We start from the raw sequence: 17988 nt of genomic DNA, 5'->3' as shown, positions 1-17988 counted from the left end.
CAAGAGGTCAGGGCGCGAGGCGGTAGTGATCAAAAAAAAGTCACAGCAATATCAGTTATGCAATGCTTGCATTGCTGCCCTGCGAGCGTCGCGCTTTTCAGTCCGAGAGGACAAGAGTATATATTGATCATCGAACGACGCACTCCTCCTCCCAGCGTCTTTCGATGTGGATTGGCGATACTCCTCCTCCCAATTGCCAATCAAGTTCAAAGCCTGCCGCACCTCCTCCCGCGGCAGGCTTTTTCTTTTTCAGATACACTTCTGACATTCTTCTCTGCCGACAGCTTAGAGCGCGACCATCTTTTGATGCGTGGTCGCAGCCTTGCCGGTAGTCAGGCTTCGGCTGCCATACTCCATCTCGGCACGCTTGACGCGCTCTTTCTTCAGCCCATAGACGATATAGACGGAGATGCCAGCTTCTACGACAGGCTCGATGGATGCCGTATCCGATCGGTCAACGAACATGGCAATCGACCGGCTGACGGTGCGCGTCAGTTGGAACAGATGCTCCATCATACCGCTGTTGGGATTTTCAAGATCGATGACGATGACGTCCGGCTGTAGCGTCTCGATGGTACGGGCAACGCCGTTGACCTCGTGAATGACGGTGACGCGCATATGGCCTGCTTCGCGCAGTCCCTCCTCGGTAATCGAGGCGCGGATGGCGTTTTCATCGATCACAAGACTGGTCAGGTCTCGAAGTGTCATGCGGCATCAATGACGCAGCGAAACAAAATTGGAAATCTTTTTCATCACGACTAAATTTTGGGCAAATGCCGTTGAGCACAGGTTTATTTGGCCTTGGTCATTCCGGCCCAGCCGCGGTTCTTGACAAATATCTGATGTTTGGAAAGGTTACTCTCATGAGTGCAGGGGCTGAATGGATTTACGAGGCGAACCCGGTCAATCGCAAGAATGCGGCTGAATCGGTGTTCGAGGATTTGCGGTCGGCCATCGTGTCGGGCCGGCTGACGGTCGGCACGCGCCTGCCGTCGGAAACGCATCTTGCGGGGCGCTATGGCGTCAGCCGCCCTATCGTGCGCGAAGCGCTTCGTTCGCTGCAGACACTTGGCATGACGCAGACGCGTACCGGAAGCGGAACATTTGTTTTGACCGATTCACCCCGGCACGAGTTGCGTTACGGCGGCTATTCGGCGCGGGATCTGATGGAGGCCCGTCCCTTCATCGAGGTTCCTGCTGCAGGCTGGGCTGCACTTCGTCGAACGGACGATGAGGTCGCGCGAATGATGAAGCTCTGCTCGGAAATGGATCAGCAGGAAGATCTGCCCAAATGGGTGCTTCTTGACTGCGAGTTCCACAGCGCCATCGCAGAGGCATCCGGTAATTCCCTGTTTGCAAAGGTCATCGCGGATGCGCGCGATTCGGTCAGCCAGCAATCGGGACTTCTCAACCTCATGGCACATCGCCGCGTCGCATCGAATATCGAGCATCGCAAGATTGCCGAAGCGATCGAGGCGGGCTCGGAAGACAGCGCGCGTCAGGCGATGGAAACACATCTTAGCAAAGTGAAGCAGGCCGTGACCTCGATCATGGGCGAGGATGCCAGGTAGGACTGGTGTTGGAATCGTGCTGGAGGACTGTCCTCGTCCTCCGGCCTGTTTTGCCTGGCTGGCGGAAGGTCGCGATTTTTCAGATTAGCTTTTGCAACTTGGCTCTTCGATTTATCGCGTGTAGCTCTGGCTTCCGTTAGACGGCGGGCCGCACGATCGGTGCTGCGATATTGGCAAGTAGCTCAGGTCGCAACGCCTCGATCAACTGCTCGGCGCTCATGTAACCCTTTTCCAGCACCACCTGCGGCACGGTTCGCCCGCTTGCGAGCGCTTCGCGTGCCACCTCGGTTGCGGCGTAATAGCCGATCAACGGGTTCAGCGCCGTGGCAATGCCAATCGATTCCTCCAATCGGCGCGCCATGATCTCGACATTGGCGGTGATGCCGACAACGCAGCGTTCGGCCAGCGTCCGGCAGGCGGCGCCGAGTTGCGCAATGCTTTCGCAAAGCGCTCGCACGATCACCGGTTCGAAGGCGTTCAATTGAAGCTGACCTCCTTCGGCTGCCATTGTCACCGTTATGTCGTTGCCGATCACCACGAAAGCGACCTGGTTGACGAGCTCCGGGATGACAGGGTTGACCTTGCCGGGCATGATACTTGATCCGGCCTGAACCGGAGGAAGGTTGATTTCGCCGATACCCGCACGAGGCCCGGAGGAAAGGAGCCGCAGATCGTTGCAGGTCTTGGAGAGCTTGACGGCCACCCGCTTCAAGACGCCGGATAGATGGACGAAGGCGCCTGGATCTTGCGTGGCTTCGATCAGATCGCTCGCAGTCACAAGCGGCCGTCCAGTCAGACGCACCAGATGTTTGCATGCAATCGTGGCGTAACCTGCCGGTGCGTTGAGGCCAGTGCCGATTGCCGTGGCGCCGAGGTTGATTTCATGAAGCAGTGCCGCGGATTCAATCAAGCGTGCGCGATCCTCGCCGAGCATCACAGCAAAGGTCCGGAACTCCTGGCCGAGCGTCATAGGCACCGCGTCCTGCAACTGTGTTCGCCCGACCTTCAGAACGCCTTCGAACTCGCGGGCCTTCGCATCGAAGGCTTGCTGGAGAACGAGCATGGAGGCTGCCAGCTCGTCGATCGACTCGATCAAGGCAATATTGATGGCCGTCGGATAGGCGTCATTGGTAGACTGGCTGAGATTGACGTGGTCGTTTGGATGGAGACGATTGTAATCGCCTTTTTCCGAGCCCAGAGTTTCGAGAGCGCGGTTGGCGATCACTTCGTTAGCGTTCATGTTGGTGGAGGTTCCGGCTCCGCCCTGGATGACATCGACAATGAACTGATCATGAAGTGCGCCGTCGCGGATTTCACGGCATGCTTTCGTAATTGCATCCAGCCGCTCGCTATCCAGAAGGCCCAGTTCATGGTTTGCCAGCGCCGCCGCCTCCTTCACGAAAGTCAGGCCGCGAATGAGGTAGGGATACCGGCTGATCGTTGTTCCGCTTATCTGAAAGTTTTCTGCGGCGCGCGATGTATGCACGCCCCAATAGGCGTCGGCTGGAATGTCTTTCGTGCCTAAAAGATCGCGCTCCTGACGCATCGTGATCATATCATCCTCCATGTCGATCCCATAATCTGTAAAGCTGCTAGACAGATTTTACTTGGTTTAACGCTCTCCTTAGGCTAGGTCAATGCAAGGGGAGAGGGTTGACGGCGTTGCAACGGAGAATTATGGGAGGTGAATCTGTCATGCAGCCTTACAGAAAGGCTGTCATTTTCGAGGTTCGATCTCACAGAGGCGTTGGCGCGCAGCGGCAGAACGGGTATTTCATCAAAATCTATGGACGACAGCTCTGAGGGAGGAGCGACACCAGTGGATAAGGTCACTCAAGCAAACCATGAGCGCAAGGTCGAGATCCAGGAGGATTTCGGCTATCACAAAGCACTCAAGCCACGTCAGATTCAGATGATCGCCATTGGTGGCGCAATCGGCACGGGCCTGTTTCTTGGAGCAGGCGGACGTCTTGCAATCGCCGGTCCCGCTCTCATTTTCGTGTATGCGATTTGTGGCTTTTTCGCCTTTCTGGTACTCAGAGCACTCGGCGAATTGATCATGCACCGCCCCACATCTGGCTCCTTCGTTTCCTATGCGCGGGAGTTCTACGGCGAGAAGATGGCCTTTGCGGTGGGCTGGATGTACTGGATGAACTGGGCGATGACTTCGGTTGCCGATGTGACCGCCGTCGCCCTCTACATGAATTTCTTCAAGCAATATGTGCCTTGGATGCAGGGCATCGACCAATGGGTCTTTGCGCTCGGCGCGCTCATCATCGTGCTCGGCATGAATATGCTATCGGTCAAAGTGTTCGGCGAACTCGAATTCTGGTTTAGCCTCATTAAGGTCCTGGCGCTTTTCACCTTCCTCATCGTCGGCGTGTACTTCGTTGTCTTCGGTACGCCGATCGAGGGACATGTCACGGGCTTCAGTCTCATTACCGACAATGGCGGGTTCTTCCCCAATGGTATTCTGCCAGCCTTCGTCATCATCCAGGGCGTGCTTTTCGCCTATGCCTCGATCGAACTCATCGGCACGACGGCTGGTGAGACGGAAGATCCGCGCAAGGTGATGCCAAAGGCAATCCGTACTGTGGTTTTCCGCCTGCTGGTTTTTTATGTTGGTTCCGTTCTGCTCCTCACGCTTCTGTTGCCCTACACGGCCTATAAGGCAGGCGAGAGCCCCTTCGTAACCTTCTTCGGTTCGATCGGAGTAGAAGGTGCGGATATCGTCATGAACCTGGTGGTTCTGACAGCGGTTCTGTCGTCGCTGAATGCCGGCTTGTATTCGACGGGCCGGATCCTGCATTCTATGGCAGTTTCCGGTTCAGCACCGGCAGCACTTGCAAAGATGAACAAAGCAGGCGTGCCCTATGGCGGGATCGCAGTCACAGCGGTCGTCACCGTGCTTGGCGTCATTCTCAACGCCATCGTTCCTTCGGAAGCATTTGAAATCGCGCTCAATCTTGCAGCCCTTGGCATCATTTGCGCCTGGGGTGTCATCGTGTTATGCCAACTCAAGCTGTGGCATCTGTCCCGGCAGGGGAAGATGCAGCGTCCGGATTTCAGCATGTTTGGCGCGCCTTACACGGGCATCTTGACACTTGTCTTCCTGTTTGGCGTTCTGGTGCTGATGGCATTCGATTACCCCGCGGGCACATATACCGTCGGCTCTCTTATCGTCATCGCACCGACCTTGGTGGGGGGATGGTATTTGATGCGTGGCCGTATTCAGGAATTGTCGAAGGCACAGCAGTTGCGTGACGCTGGCTCACGGAGCCAGCGGTGAGCGTGGGCGTTTGGGCCGATAATAGTAATGGGCTGGTGGCGGTCATCGCCACCGGCGGAACTATCGCAAGCGAGCGTGATGAGACTGGTGCTGCAAAGCCATCGCTCTCGGGTGAAAATCTTCTCTCCGGTCTTGCGGGCGATACGGTCGCCGTAAAACCCGTTGAGTTGATGGCGAAGGATTCGTCCAGCCTTACGATTTCCGATATGCAGGCCATCAGCGATGCTGTGGCAAAAGAGCTTGCCGACCCGTCGGTGCGCGGCGTTGTGGTGCTGCATGGCACGGATGCCATGGAAGAAACCTCCTTGCTGGTGCATCTGCAGCACAGCTTGAGCAAACCGGTTGTTTTCACCGGTGCGCAATTTACCGCCGACCATCCGCAATCCGACGGCCCAGCAAATTTGCGGGCTGCGATTGCTGCTTCTAAAGACGCCTCCAATATCGACAAGGGCGTGCTGCTCTCCTTCGGCGGAAAGCTTCTTCCCGTGTGGGGGCTTTACAAGCGCTCGGCAGACGATGCGGATGCTTTCGATCTTGCAGGGCCCGCGATCCATTCTCAAAGTCCCCGTCTCTCGGTGCCCATCGATGCCATCCGCGTCGATATCGTCGCCATCCATCCCGGTTGCGATGCAATCCATATCGAGGCTAGCCTCAATGCAGGCGCGAGAGGCATCGTCCTATCCGCGCTTGGCTCGGGCAACGCTAATCCCCGCATTGTAGAGGCCGTGCGACGCTGTAGCGAAAGAAACGTTCCGGTCGTGGTGTCCAGCCGCGTGCCCGTCGGACAACTTTTGGCAGGTTACGGTGGTGGCGGTGGAGGTCATGACATGGGCAATGTTGGGGCGCTTCATTCGACCACCTTAAGGCCCGGTCAGGCGCGAATTCTGCTCGCCAGCCTGCTTGCATCATCGGCCAGCCGCGAGGAAATGGTGCGTGCTTTCAACGACTTTCGCGGTTGAAAATCACGCCGGGTAACACAGAAGTGGCAAAAATGTGTCCGGCGTGGAACCGAACCTGTCCCACCCTGTTAAGCATGCAGGGAGATTAACAGGGGACTTTTCATGGCGGTTACTGTCACTGCTGTCGCTCTGACTCTTATGGGTCTGGCGCTCTTCGGTTTTGGATCTCAACTCGTGATGCTTGGCGGCAGCGTCTATTACGCGCTCGCCGGACTTTCCTTCGTGATCACGGCGATCCTTCTTTTCAAACGAAACAAGGCGGCGCTCCACTTCTATGCGCTCTTTGTACTTGCGACGCTCGGTTGGGCAGTATGGGAAGTCGGTCTCGACTGGTGGCAGCTTGGCCCGCGTGGCGGTTTGATCATCGTGATCGGCATCTGGTTGCTCATGCCCTGGATCCGCAAGCCGCTCGGCTTTGTAAGCCCGACAGGCATCCGGTATGGCGCCAACGCCGTACCGCTGCTGGCAGCCGTGATCATCTCCATGGGTGTCGCCGCCGTATCGATGACGCAGGATCCCCACGACCAGGAGGGCAACCTGCCGACCGAGGTCGTCAACAGCGCGCCCTCCTATGGGAATACGGTTCCGGACAACGAGTGGCACCAGTATGGCCGCACATCATACGGCCAGCGCTATTCGCCGCTGACACAGATCACAACTGCCAATGTTGGCGATCTGAAGGAGGCTTGGCGGTATCAGACGGGCGACGTTAAATTGCCGGACGACGTTGGTGAAACGACCTATCAGGTCACGCCCCTCAAGGTTGGCAAGACCCTTTTCCTTTGCACGCCACACAATTGGGCTATCGCCATCGATGCGGCAACCGGCAAGGAAAAATGGAAATACGATCCGAACGTGGGCTTGAATCCTGATCGCCAACACCAGACCTGCCGCGGTGTAACCTATTATGCCGATACTGCCGCGCAGGCAGGCGCCGAATGCTCTGCTCGCGTTTATCTGCCGACATCCGATGCGCGTCTGATCGCGCTGGATGCCGAAAGCGGCAGGATCTGCACGTCCTTCGCCGACAATGGTGTTCTACATCTCGAAGCTGGCATGAAGTACGATCCGGCCGGCTATTACTATTCAACTTCGCCGCCGGCTATTGCAGGTAACAAGATCATCATCGGTGGTGCGGTCAACGATAACTATTCGACCAAAGAGCAGTCCGGCGTCATTCGTGCGTTCGACGTCAACAGCGGCGAGTTGCTTTGGAATTGGGACTCCGGAAACCCTACCCAGACCCAACCGCTTCCGCCGGGTCAGACCTATACGACCAACTCTCCCAACAGCTGGTCCGTATTCAGCGTCGATGAAGCGCTTGGGCTCGTCTACATCCCTCTGGGAAATCAGGTTCCTGACCAGCTCGGAATGGGTCGGAGCGAGAGTGTAGAAAAGTACTCGTCCTCTATCGTGGCCCTTGATGTGAACACTGGACAGGACCGCTGGGTCCGTCAGACGGTGCATCATGATCTCTGGGACATGGATGTGCCGGCGCAGCCAGTCCTGCTCGACATCACCAAGCCCGATGGGCAGTCCGTCCCAGCGCTGGTCGGACCGACGAAGCAGGGCGATATCTATGTGTTGGACCGGCGCACCGGCGAGCCGATCTTGCCGGTGACCGAAGAGCCGGCACCTGGCGGTGCGATCCCGGAAGATTTCTCCTCACCGACGCAGCCTACTTCGGCGCTCTCTTTCAAGCCGGAGCCATTACAAGAAAAGAACATGTGGGGTGTGTCGCTGTTCGACCAGCTCGCCTGCCGCATCAAGTTCCATGAGCTGAATTATGAAGGTCGCTACACGCCGCCATCGCTGAAGGGCTCGCTCATCTATCCAGGTAATTTTGGTACCTTTAACTGGGGTAGCGTCGCTGTCGATCCCGAGCGACAGATCATGTTCGGAATGCCGACCTATCTAGCCTTCACCTCACAGCTTGTTCCGCGCGATCAAGTCCCGCCCAAGGCTCAGGATGAGAAAGGCAGCGAGCAGGGGCTGAACCGCAATGACGGCGCGCCCTACGCGGTCTTGATGGGTCCATTCCTGAGCCCGATCGGTATACCCTGTCAGGCTCCGCCATGGGGCTACGTCGCCGGTGCGGATCTCAGAACCGGCAAGATCGCCTACAAGCACAAGAACGGCACCGTCTACGACATGACACCGCTGCCGCTTCCATTCAAGGTCGGCGTGCCGGGTATCGGCGGCCCGATGATCACCAAGGGCGGGGTTGCTTTCCTCGGTGCGGCCGTCGACAATTATCTGCGTGCCTATGATCTAACCAGCGGCAAGCAGCTTTGGGAGGCACGGCTGCCGGCAGGTGGGCAAGCGACGCCCATGACCTACGCTCTTGAGGACGGCAAGCAATATGTCGTCATGGTTGCCGGCGGTCATGGGTCGGTTGGTACCAAGCCCGGCGACTATGTCATCGCCTATACGCTGCCATAAACAGCGACATTCACTTGAAGCGCTTCGATGGCCGGAAACCCGTTTCCGGCCATTTTGTATTTCGAGTGGACAAAATCCCATCGCACTAAAACGTAATAATATTACATACATTCGCTTGACGGATATCTGGAAATAGTTCTATCTGCCTGCGACGGTTCCAAGCGAGAGATTGCGAGGAATAATAGGGAACGCGGTGCGGAGATGTCTCCAATGCCGTGGCTGCCCCCGCAACTGTAAGCGGATTGTCGAGCACTCGTGGCGCATTCACCTGCGTCAGGCCACTGCGATCTCATCGTGGGAAGGCAGGCAAGACGATCATCCGTGAGCCAGGAGACCTGCCGTCGTCTGTTCATTCCAAAGTCACGGGCGGGGATGCCCTGGAGAGGAAACGCCATGATTGTTATCTGCGCCAAACAGCGCTTACATCCGTCTGTCTATTTCCCGGTTTCCGATCGTCCCACGGCTGTGGTTGGCGAATGAGTGTTTCACTCAATAACGGCGTTTGCGTGTGGGCAGCGTCAACGATTTCGGGGACCATCGGACCATGACACTTCATTTCACAGGCGCATTTCTTGGCGCAGTTCTTGCCGCTATATCTCTTTTGCCGAATGCAACGGAGGCTGCGGAAACCAGCTATCCACTGACGTTGAAAAATTGCGGCAGGGACGTCACCTTCACCCATGCTCCCAAGCGCACGGTGTCTTTAGGGCAGAGTTCGACGGAGATACTCTATCGTCTGGGGCTTGCAGACAAGGTTGTCGGCACTGCCGTCTGGGTTGGCCCGGTGATCAAGGGCTATGAGGAGGCAAATGACAAGGTGGAGCGTCTGGCCGATAACGATCCGAGTTTCGAAAGCGTTCTTGGCAAAAAGCCCGATCTCGTTACCGCGCAATTCCAATGGCATGTCGGCCCCGAGGGCGTCGTCGGCAAGCCCGAACAGTTCGAAGAACTGGGCATTCCGGTCTACGTCTCGCCTGCAGATTGCACGGGCAAGGATAATGCTGGCGGCGGAGATGGCGTCAGGCACTCGGTCTTCACCATGGAGCAGATCTACCAGGAAATCGGAGAACTCTCGCAGATCTTCAACGTGAAGGATCGCGGCGACGCACTGATTGCCGAGTTGAAAAGCCGCGAAGAGACGGCGCGCAAGAAGATCGTTTCCGCCAACGGAAAGGTATCTGCTGTATTCTGGTTCTCCAGCGCCGAAGGCGATATCGATCCCTACGTCGCGGGCAAGAACGGTGCGCCTGGCTATATCATGTCGGCGCTTGGCATCAGAAATGTCATCGAGAGCCAGGAAGAATGGCCAACTGTTGGCTGGGAGACCATTGCCAAGTCCAATCCGACCATCATCGTTGCCGCGAGCATGGACCGCCGCCGCTACCCGGCAGACGACATTGCCGTAAAAGAGAAGTTCCTGAAGCAAGATCCTGTCACGAGCCTCATGCCGTCCGTGAAGGATAACCGTATCGTCGTCATGGACGCTCAGGCGATGAACCCGACGATCCGCACGATCGAAGGGATTGAGGTGCTGGCTGACCAGATCGGTCAACTCGGCTTGGCGAAGTAAACGGATGCCCGGTCCCTTGCTGTATGTCCGCGCTGCCATCATTGCAGCTGCGTGTCTTCTGGCGGCGCTGTGGCTCGGAGCCTCAATCGGCGAAACCTCCATGCCGATGGAGGTTGTCGCCAAGGCGGTGGCCAATCGTCTTTGGCACGCTGGCTATCCATTGGATGCGATCGATGAAGGGATCATCTGGAACTATCGCCTGAGCCGCGCCGTGGTCGCCGCCTGTTGTGGGGCAGCTCTTTCCGTTTCGGGCGTCGTGCTGCAATCGCTCCTGCGCAATCCTCTGGCGGATCCATACATTCTTGGTATCTCCGCCGGGGCATCGACAGGCGCCGTCGGTGTTGCGATACTCGGCTTTGGTGCAGGCTTGCTCACCATGCCGCTCGGTGCCTTTCTCGGAGCGCTCGTCGCATTCGCACTTGTGAGCCTCCTGGCGCTGAGGGCAGGGCGCGGTAACAGCGCAATCATCCTGGCCGGCGTCGCCGGGTCGCAACTTTTCAACGCGCTGACCTCCTTCATCGTCACCAAGGCCGCGAATGCCGAACAGGCTCGCGGAATCATGTTCTGGCTGCTCGGCAACCTTTCCGGCGTTCGCTGGGCGGATGTCTCGCTTGCGCTTCCCATCGCCATCTTCGGGCTTGTCGTCTGCCTCTGGCATGCGCGGGCATTGGACGCCTTTACCTTTGGAGCGGAATCGGCTGGCTCCCTCGGCATTCCCGTGCGCCGCGTCTATGTCGTCTTGACAGGCACGTCTGCCTTGATGACGGCCGTAATGGTCAGCATCGTCGGCTCGATTGGCTTCATCGGTCTTGTCATACCCCACGCGGCGCGTCTGGTCGTCGGTGTTCGCCACGGTCGTCTGCTTCCGGCTTCCGCGTTGATCGGTGCTATCTTCATGATCGCTGCCGACATTGTCTCGCGCACCATCATTGCAGGACAGGTCCTGCCGATCGGCGTAATCACCGCGCTGTTCGGCGCTCCAGCCTTTGCGCTGATCCTTTCTCAACGCAGGAGGCTCGCATAATGCTTTCGGCGCGTAATTTGAGCTGGTCGATCGGCGGCGTGGAGATCGTCGAGGATATCAGTCTTGATCTTCATGCCGGCGAGTTCCTCGGCATTGTCGGCCCAAACGGTTCGGGCAAGACCAGCCTCATGGCGATGCTCTCTGGCCTGAGAAAACCGCGGTCCGGCGACGTCTTACTGGATGGCATGTCGATGTCTCTCCTCCAGCGTCGAGATGTGGCGCGCCGGATCGCTCTAGTCGAGCAGCAGGCTGAAACACAGGAACGCATCAACGCCCGCCAGGCCGTGGAGCTTGGTCGCATTCCGCACAAGGGTGCTTTGTCTCCATGGTCTCGTCACGATGATGAGATCGTCGATAGGGCGCTCCGGGACGTGGATATGGAGGGCTTTAGCAAGCGCATGTGGCACACGCTTTCCGGGGGAGAGCGGCAACGCCTGCATATCGCCCGAGCCTTGGCCCAGGAGCCGAAGATCCTGCTTTTGGACGAGCCGACAAACCACCTCGATATCGGCCATCAGATCGCGCTCCTACATCTCGTTCGCAAACAGAAGCTGACTGTTGCAGCCGCTTTGCATGATCTTAATCACGCGGCGATGTTCTGCGACAGGGTAGCAGTGCTGAAGGCGGGGACGCTTGTCGCGATGGGAAAACCCTGCCATGTGCTGACGCCGGCTCTCATCCTCGATGTCTTCGGAGTCCTGGTCGATGTCGAGCTTAATGGTGCGGATGGATGTCACATCCGGTATCGTGCGCCATCGCTTCTAGCGACGTAAACCTACGCTTTTTTGATCTGCTATTCTTGAAGGAGGATGGCGTCATCCTACATGTTGGGTAACCCGCTGGTCCGGGCCCCTCTGGTGAGAGTCTCGGCGCTTTCACGATGTCGGACCGTTTCCGACACGACGCCGAGGCTTCAGAGGCTTGCTTATGCTTTCCGATATCGCCGCATGGTTCATTACGCTTTTCGTCGTAGATCCGCTTCAAGCGGAGATGCGCGAACAACTCGAACGTGCAAATGCCTCGACCGAGATCATCCAGCAATCGCAGCAATGTGTTGCGAGCCAAGGCCCGAAACTGCTGAACCGGGCCGGTGAAGACCCGGCATGGGCGGTCGCCACCGTGGTCGGCTTTACCTTTGGCTGGACATCGCCGGTGCAGTTGCTGGACACAAGCGACACGAACTGCGCGGCTGTTGTCGGTCTTTTGCAGGGTCGCAATGGCGAGGAGACGGAGGCTTAAGCCGCTCCAACGCGAAAACTGCGATACCAATCGACGAAATGCTGGACGCCCGTTTCGACGGGCGTTTCCGGAGAATAGCCCGTCAGCGCGCGCAGGAGGTCGGGCGACGCATAGGTGCGCGGTACATCACCCTGCTGCATCGGCAGCATGTTGCGGATGGCCTTTTGGCCAAGAACCGTCTCGACAGTTTCGACGAAACGCATCAGTTCCACAGGTTGCCCACCGCCGATGTTGACGACACGAAAGGGTGCGTGTTTCGACAAGGTATCGGTCACGCCGTCGTCGGAAACGCGGTTATCTTCCGCAGGCGCAATGTGGCTGAGGCGGATGATCCCTTCGACCAGATCGTCGATATAGGTGAAGTCGCGGCTCATCTTGCCTTCGCCGTAAATATCGATCGGCTGGCCTTTGAGGATCGCATCGACGAACTTGAAGAGTGCCATGTCCGGACGACCGAAGGGGCCGTAGACGGTGAAAAAGCGGAAGGCCGTTGTCGGCACCTTGTGTAGATGCGCGTAGCTATGCGCCATCAACTCCATGGACTTTTTGGTCGCAGCATAGATCGTCATCGGCTCGTCGGCTTTGTCGCTCTCGGCAAAGGGCACCTTCTCGTTCGATCCGTAGATGGAGGAGGTGGAGGCGAGCATCAGATGCTTCGGCTGGAGATTTTTTGCCAGCTCCAGAATATTCCAGGAGCCGATAAGGTTCGAGTTTACATAATCCTTGGGGCAGTCGATGCTGTAACGCACACCTGCCTGCGCGGCGAGGTGGATGATCACTTCCGGTTCGGCAAGATCGGCTGCACGGTTCAACGCGTCGGTATCTTCCAACATGCCGATGGAAGCCTTGAAGCCGTTCGAGCGCGCGAGGATCGCGTGCCTTTTTTCCTTGAGCGCCACGTCGTAATACTTCGTCATGCCATCGAAGCCGACGACGAAATGCCCATCATCCAGCAATCTCTTTGCAAGATGAAAGCCGATGAAACCGGCCGTGCCGGTGATCAGATAACGCATGCTGACGTAGGACCTTCCATTATGCTTGCGAGCGTCCAATGCTCGAATAGGAAAAGCCGTGCGCCATCACTTCGTCGGCGCGGTAGATGTTGCGCAGGTCTATAAGGATCGGGCTTTTCATGATGTTCTTTAACCGCGCCATGTCGAGTGCGCGAAATTGGTTCCATTCGGTGACGATCACCAATGCCTCGGCATCCTGTGCCGCTTCGTATGGGCCTTGCGCATAATCGATGCCGTCGATCAGAGGCTTGGCGTTCGCCATACCTTCCGGGTCGTAGGCCGTCACTTTCGCGCCTGCATCCTGCAGCGTCTGGATGACGGCAATCGCGGGACTGTCGCGCATGTCGTCAGTGTTGGGCTTGAAAGTCAAACCGAGCACGCCGACCTTCTTGCCGCGGATATCGCCGCCAACGGCTGCGATCACCTTGCGGCCCATGGCGCGCTTGCGATTGTCGTTGATGGCGATCGTCGTTTCAATCAGACGGACAGGGCTATCGTAATCCTGCGCGGTCTTGGCCAGCGCCAACGTATCCTTCGGAAAGCAAGAGCCGCCATAGCCGGGTCCCGCATGAAGGAACTTGGAGCCGATCCGGCCATCGAGGCCGATGCCGCGAGACACGTCCTGAACATCCGCCCCGACCTTTTCGCACAGATCGGCCATCTCGTTGATGAAGGTAATCTTCATCGCAAGAAACGCGTTGGCAGCATATTTGATCAGTTCGGAGGTGCGTCGCGTGGTAAAAAGAAGCGGCGACTGGTTGAGGTAGAGCGGACGGTAGACCTCCGTCATGACCGGACGCGCGCGCTCATCGGAAAGACCGACGACGATGCGATCGGGACGCTTGAAGTCGTCGATTGCGGCACCTTCGCGCAGGAATTCCGGATTCGAAACCACCGCGAAATCCGCAGACGGGTTTTCCTCGCGGATGATCCGCTCCACTTCGTCGCCGGTGCCGACCGGCACGGTGGACTTGGTAACGATAACGGTAAAGCCGCTCAGGGCCGCGGCGATTTCACGGGCTGCGGCATAGACATAACCGAGATCGGCATGGCCATCGCCACGACGTGACGGGGTGCCGACGGCGATGAAGACCACGTCCGCATCGGCAACGGCGCTTTTCAGTTCGGTGGTGAAACTCAGGCGACCGGCCTTGGCATTGTTGGCAACGATCACATCCAGACCGGGCTCGAAAATCGGGATATGGCCGTTCTTCAGCGCCTCGATTTTTTCCGGCATCTTGTCGACGCAGATCACGTCATGGCCGAAATCCGCAAAGCAGGCGCCGGAAACCAAGCCGACGTAGCCAGAGCCGATCATCACAATACGCATTGAAAAACCTTTCGGGGCGCAGACGCGAGGCGATCGACCCTTGTGCAATTTCGATATCGTTTCTGAAGATGCTATCTATCCGCCTTCGGCCGCATCTCCAAGCGCGCACAGAGTTTTCGACGATAATTTCAAAAAAATTCTGTCAATCAACGAGATCGAACGACCATTGAGGACATTCAAGCGTTGATGCTGCAATCACACTTTGTCCGCGGGGCCGCCATGACCGAACACCACATTCTCCAGGAAATCGCGTTCTGGCTGTCTCGACAGGGATATGAGGGAACGCCGGAAGAAGAATTACTGGCGGGCTTTTGCGAACGCTGCAATGCGGCAGGCATCCCCATATCCTCGGCGCTGATCCTGATGGACACTTTGCACCCGGATTTCGAAGGGCACGCTTTCCAATGGGACAGCCGCGATAATGTCGACTCCGCCAGCGTGTACGATTTTACCGACGAGGGTACGGCCCGGGAGGACTGGGAAAGTTCCGTCTTCTTTCATCTGCTGAAAGAGAATGCCGAGGAAGTCAGGCGCCGGTTGTTCCTCAATGAGGAAGCGAGTTTCTACAAGCTCGACGAACTGCGCAACGCCGGTCACACCGATTATATAGCCTCCATTCACCGGTTTACCGAGCGTGGCAGTATCGGAGAAATGAGTGCATTCTATTCTCGCTGGCTGACCCGTCAGCCTGAAGGCTTTCATGATGACGAACTGTCAGCGCTTCGCATGCTGCTGCCGACCTTGGCGCTGGCTGTCAAGACGGTCTGCTGTATGCGTATCATAGGCACGATCACAGATGTTTATCTCGGCCATGATGCAGGCCGCAAAGTCATGAGTGGAACAATCGCCAGAGGGGAGGTGGAGAGGATAGAAGCCGTGCTGTGGTTTTCCGACTTGCGAGATTTCACCGGCATCTCAGACCGTGCAAAGCCCGATCAGATCATTCCCTTTCTCAACGACTACGCTGGCCTCGTCATCGATGCGATCCATGCCCATGGCGGCAGTGTGCTCAAACTGATCGGAGACGGGGTTCTAGCAATCTTTCAGACCGGCCATCGCCAGGATGATTGCGCGGCGGCACTTGCCGCCGAAATGACGATGAGAACACGTCTCTCAGTCCTCAACCATCAGCGTCAGTCGAACGACCTTCCGACGACGGATGTCTATCTCGGGCTGCATGTCGGCGAAGTATTTTACGGCAATATCGGTAGCCGCAGCAGGCTGGATTTCACCGTTGTCGGCCCGGCGGTTAATATGGTCAGCCGCATTGGAGGCCTCTGCGCTTCGGTGGATCGCGACACAGTCATGTCGAGAGACTTCGTCTTGACCTCTCCGGTTGAGATGCAGGCGCTCATGGTGTCGCTCGGGCGCTATGCATTGCGCGGATTTGCGCGCGCACATGAGCTGTTCACCATCGATCCCGAGTTGGCGTGACGAACAGCAACCAACCGTTGCTGAAATGCAAAGGGTACCGTTTTTATGTGTTTCTGCCTTGTGAGCGGGGAGTATGAGGCGTAGCCCTTGTTACCGGGAGCGATACGCATTCATGATTTGAGGCGCATTCCGTCGCTTGCGCAAAACGGCTCGGCCGTTCCTGCACCGCTCGAATTTGGATTTGATCGTCATGCAAAAAGGTTTTCTTCTCGGCCTGCTCGCCTATGCCAGCTTTTCCTGGGGAGACGCAACGATCAAGTCGCTCGGCGCGCAAGTCACGGTTTTCGAGATCGGGTTCTTTAGCATCCTATCGTCTGCCGCGATCATTTTCTTTACCAAGCCAAGGGAAGAGCGCTGGCGGGAGTTCTGGCGCATGAGCAGACCTTTTGCTGTCCATGGGCGTGCAATATCCGGTCTGCTTGCAGGTATTCTCGGCATCTATGCCTTCACGACGCTACCTCTCGCGGAAGCCTATGCACTGATCTTTCTGTCACCCTTGTTCGTGACGATCCTGTCGGCGATGGTGCTGAAGGAGGATATTGGCTTGTGGCGCTGGTCTGCGGTGTTCGCTGGCATCATCGGCGTTTTTCTCGTCGTGCGTCCGGGCTTCAAGGCGCTGGAGTTGGGACATCTGGCGGCAGTCGGTGTCGCTTTTCTCGCAGCGATGACCATTGTTATCCTGCGCTCGCTTGCCGGACGGGAGAAACGCACCTCGATCATGGGGGTGTTGCTTATCTACGGCCTGACCTTCAACGGTCTTCTGGCCATTCCGCACTTCCACGTGCCGACCCTTCATCAGGTCGGCGCCTTCATCGTCATCGGCATCTGCACCGCTGTCGGCCAGATCACGCTTCTCACGGCGACGAAGGTCGCGCCCGCCAGCCAGATTGCGCCGTCGCATTATTCCCAGATACTCTGGGCAGTCGGCATCGGCGCATTCTTTTTTGCAGAGTATCCGGATACCCTCGCGGTCTTTGGTCTCATCGTCATTGCCAGTGCTGGGCTTCTGACAATGATGCGCGAAAAGATCAGACTTGGGGCGGTGCGTTGGAACCCATTTTTTCGCAACCGTCTGTAACGATGCCGGCGTGAACCCTTTTCGAACTTAGAGCGGTTTGCCAACCTGTTCGAGAAGCCAGGCCTGAAAGGCTGCCGCCAGCACATTGTCCTGCCGTCCCTCCGGGAGCGCTATATGATAGCTCTTGTCGGTCTTGAGCGGCACATCGAAAACGACGCAGAGTTGACCTGACGCCAGTTCCGGCTCGATCAGATATTTCGGCAGGAGCGCGAAGCCGAGGCCGCTAACTGCCGCTTCGATCAACATCGAAAACTGATCGAACCGGCCGCCTCTATAGGCGTCATCGGATGAAATGCCGTTCATCTCGAACCAATCCGTCCATAGCTTGGGTCGCGTTGTCACGTGAAGCAGAGGGCTTGAAATAAGATCGGCAAAAGTCTTCGGCGCGTATTTGGTGAGCATAGATCGGCTCGCGACCGGAACGATGACCTCGTTGCAGAGAAAGGTGCAGGTGCCACGGGCCCAAACGGCTTGCCCGTAATGGATGGCGATATCGAAGCTCTCTTCATCGAAGTCGAATGGTTGTGATCGCGACCCCACCGTTAGAACCGTATCCGGATAGAGTGCCATAAATTTATGGAGCCGCGGCGTCAGCCAGCGGCTGCCGAAGGTGGGCAGGGTGGCGATGGAAAGCGAGGTGCTGGAGGTGCCAGCAGTGACCGCACGCACCATCAACTGTTCGGATTGATGCAAGAGCTTCTGGACGTCCGGCAGAAACTTGCGCCCGGCATCCGAAAGTACGACCCGGCGCCGGATACGCTCGAAGAGCAGCATGCCTGTCTGGGCTTCGAGATCGCTGATCTGACGGCTGACCGCACTTTGCGTCAGGTTCAGTTCTTCCGCCGCACGCGTGAAATTACCGTGCCTGGCGGCACATTCAAAAGCCTGCAACGTAACGATGTCCGGCACCAGCCGTCTGCGCGTATCCATTCCTGCCTCGCATCAACACACCCGCTTTCCTCATTTGAAATGGGCGCTTCCAGACGTATATGATCTGGAAAGAGAATGAAATGGGTGGTCTGCCATCCGCGCCAATTGC

The 17988-nt window shown here is 57.3% G+C and carries 13 protein-coding genes, 2 pseudogenes and 1 riboswitch; of the genes and pseudogenes, 10 read left to right on the top strand and 5 right to left on the bottom strand.

Going from position 1 to position 17988, the window contains the following annotated elements; all coding sequences use genetic code 11:
• Window positions 1-366 precede the first annotated feature (366 nt).
• Window positions 367-708: pseudogene (locus QZ869_RS04715) on the bottom strand (ANTAR domain-containing response regulator); the annotation flags it as partial.
• Window positions 709-863: 155 nt separating this feature from the next.
• On the opposite strand from QZ869_RS04715, the gene QZ869_RS04710 reads away from it, so the two are divergent.
• Window positions 864-1571 carry a FadR/GntR family transcriptional regulator gene (locus tag QZ869_RS04710; protein WP_296084574.1) on the top strand — a complete coding sequence of 236 codons (708 nt, stop codon included), beginning with the start codon at window positions 864-866 and terminating at the stop codon, window positions 1569-1571.
• 136 nt (window positions 1572-1707) lie between these two features.
• Here the strand turns inward: QZ869_RS04710 and QZ869_RS04705 are convergent, their stop codons facing one another.
• Window positions 1708-3138 carry an aspartate ammonia-lyase gene (locus tag QZ869_RS04705; protein WP_296102797.1) on the bottom strand — a complete coding sequence of 477 codons (1431 nt, stop codon included), beginning with the start codon at window positions 3136-3138 and terminating at the stop codon, window positions 1708-1710.
• 219 nt (window positions 3139-3357) lie between these two features.
• Between QZ869_RS04705 and QZ869_RS04700 the strand changes: the two genes are divergently transcribed.
• The 7 genes and pseudogenes from QZ869_RS04700 to QZ869_RS04670 all read left to right on the top strand — a co-directional run bounded on the left by QZ869_RS04700 (window position 3358) and on the right by QZ869_RS04670 (window position 12094).
• Window positions 3358-4860 carry an amino acid permease gene (locus tag QZ869_RS04700; RefSeq protein ID WP_296102795.1) on the top strand — a complete coding sequence of 501 codons (1503 nt, stop codon included), beginning with the start codon at window positions 3358-3360 and terminating at the stop codon, window positions 4858-4860.
• Window positions 4857-5819, top strand: coding sequence for an asparaginase domain-containing protein (locus QZ869_RS04695; RefSeq protein WP_296102792.1), 963 nt, complete (start codon window positions 4857-4859; stop codon window positions 5817-5819). The genes QZ869_RS04700 and QZ869_RS04695 overlap by 4 nt, the downstream gene beginning before the upstream one ends.
• Before the next feature lie 102 nt (window positions 5820-5921).
• Window positions 5922-8261, top strand: coding sequence for a glucose/quinate/shikimate family membrane-bound PQQ-dependent dehydrogenase (locus QZ869_RS04690; RefSeq protein ID WP_296102790.1), 2340 nt, complete (start codon window positions 5922-5924; stop codon window positions 8259-8261).
• A 135-nt stretch (window positions 8262-8396) separates the two neighbouring features.
• A riboswitch (cobalamin riboswitch) is annotated at window positions 8397-8619 on the top strand.
• A 252-nt stretch (window positions 8620-8871) separates the two neighbouring features.
• Window positions 8872-9831 (top strand): annotated as a pseudogene (locus tag QZ869_RS04685) (ABC transporter substrate-binding protein); the annotation flags it as partial.
• 4 nt (window positions 9832-9835) lie between these two features.
• Window positions 9836-10855, top strand: coding sequence for an iron ABC transporter permease (locus QZ869_RS04680; protein WP_296035752.1), 1020 nt, complete (start codon window positions 9836-9838; stop codon window positions 10853-10855).
• A complete protein-coding gene (locus QZ869_RS04675; RefSeq protein ID WP_296102965.1) occupies window positions 10852-11628 on the top strand; it encodes an ABC transporter ATP-binding protein in 777 nt (258 codons plus the stop codon). Before QZ869_RS04680 ends, QZ869_RS04675 begins: the two co-directional genes overlap by 4 nt.
• 154 nt (window positions 11629-11782) lie before the next feature.
• Window positions 11783-12094 (top strand): hypothetical protein, encoded by a 312-nt coding sequence (locus tag QZ869_RS04670; RefSeq protein ID WP_296017827.1) that lies wholly within the window; start codon window positions 11783-11785, stop codon window positions 12092-12094.
• Here QZ869_RS04670 and QZ869_RS04665 read toward each other — a convergent pair.
• Both QZ869_RS04665 and QZ869_RS04660 read right to left on the bottom strand, forming a co-directional pair.
• On the bottom strand, window positions 12091-13107 hold the full coding sequence (locus QZ869_RS04665; protein WP_296017824.1) for an NAD-dependent epimerase: 1017 nt from the start codon (window positions 13105-13107) through the stop codon (window positions 12091-12093). The two genes, QZ869_RS04670 and QZ869_RS04665, sit on opposite strands and share 4 nt — an antisense overlap.
• A 19-nt stretch (window positions 13108-13126) precedes the next feature.
• Window positions 13127-14437 (bottom strand): UDP-glucose/GDP-mannose dehydrogenase family protein, encoded by a 1311-nt coding sequence (locus QZ869_RS04660; protein ID WP_296096954.1) that lies wholly within the window; start codon window positions 14435-14437, stop codon window positions 13127-13129.
• Between the two features lie 219 nt (window positions 14438-14656).
• On the opposite strand from QZ869_RS04660, the gene QZ869_RS04655 reads away from it, so the two are divergent.
• Together QZ869_RS04655 and QZ869_RS04650 are read left to right on the top strand one after the other, a co-directional pair.
• Window positions 14657-15871, top strand: coding sequence for an adenylate/guanylate cyclase domain-containing protein (locus QZ869_RS04655; RefSeq protein WP_296102784.1), 1215 nt, complete (start codon window positions 14657-14659; stop codon window positions 15869-15871).
• Window positions 15872-16061: 190 nt separating this feature from the next.
• Window positions 16062-16949, top strand: coding sequence for a DMT family transporter (locus QZ869_RS04650; RefSeq protein WP_296102782.1), 888 nt, complete (start codon window positions 16062-16064; stop codon window positions 16947-16949).
• Between the two features lie 27 nt (window positions 16950-16976).
• Here the strand turns inward: QZ869_RS04650 and QZ869_RS04645 are convergent, their stop codons facing one another.
• Window positions 16977-17879 (bottom strand): LysR family transcriptional regulator, encoded by a 903-nt coding sequence (locus QZ869_RS04645; protein ID WP_296017816.1) that lies wholly within the window; start codon window positions 17877-17879, stop codon window positions 16977-16979.
• Between the last annotated feature and the right edge of the window lie 109 nt (window positions 17880-17988).

Source organism: uncultured Agrobacterium sp. (assembly GCF_913777885.1).
Classification (GTDB): Bacteria; Pseudomonadota; Alphaproteobacteria; order Rhizobiales; family Rhizobiaceae; genus Agrobacterium.
This window is presented reverse-complemented; position numbering and strand designations above follow the sequence as displayed.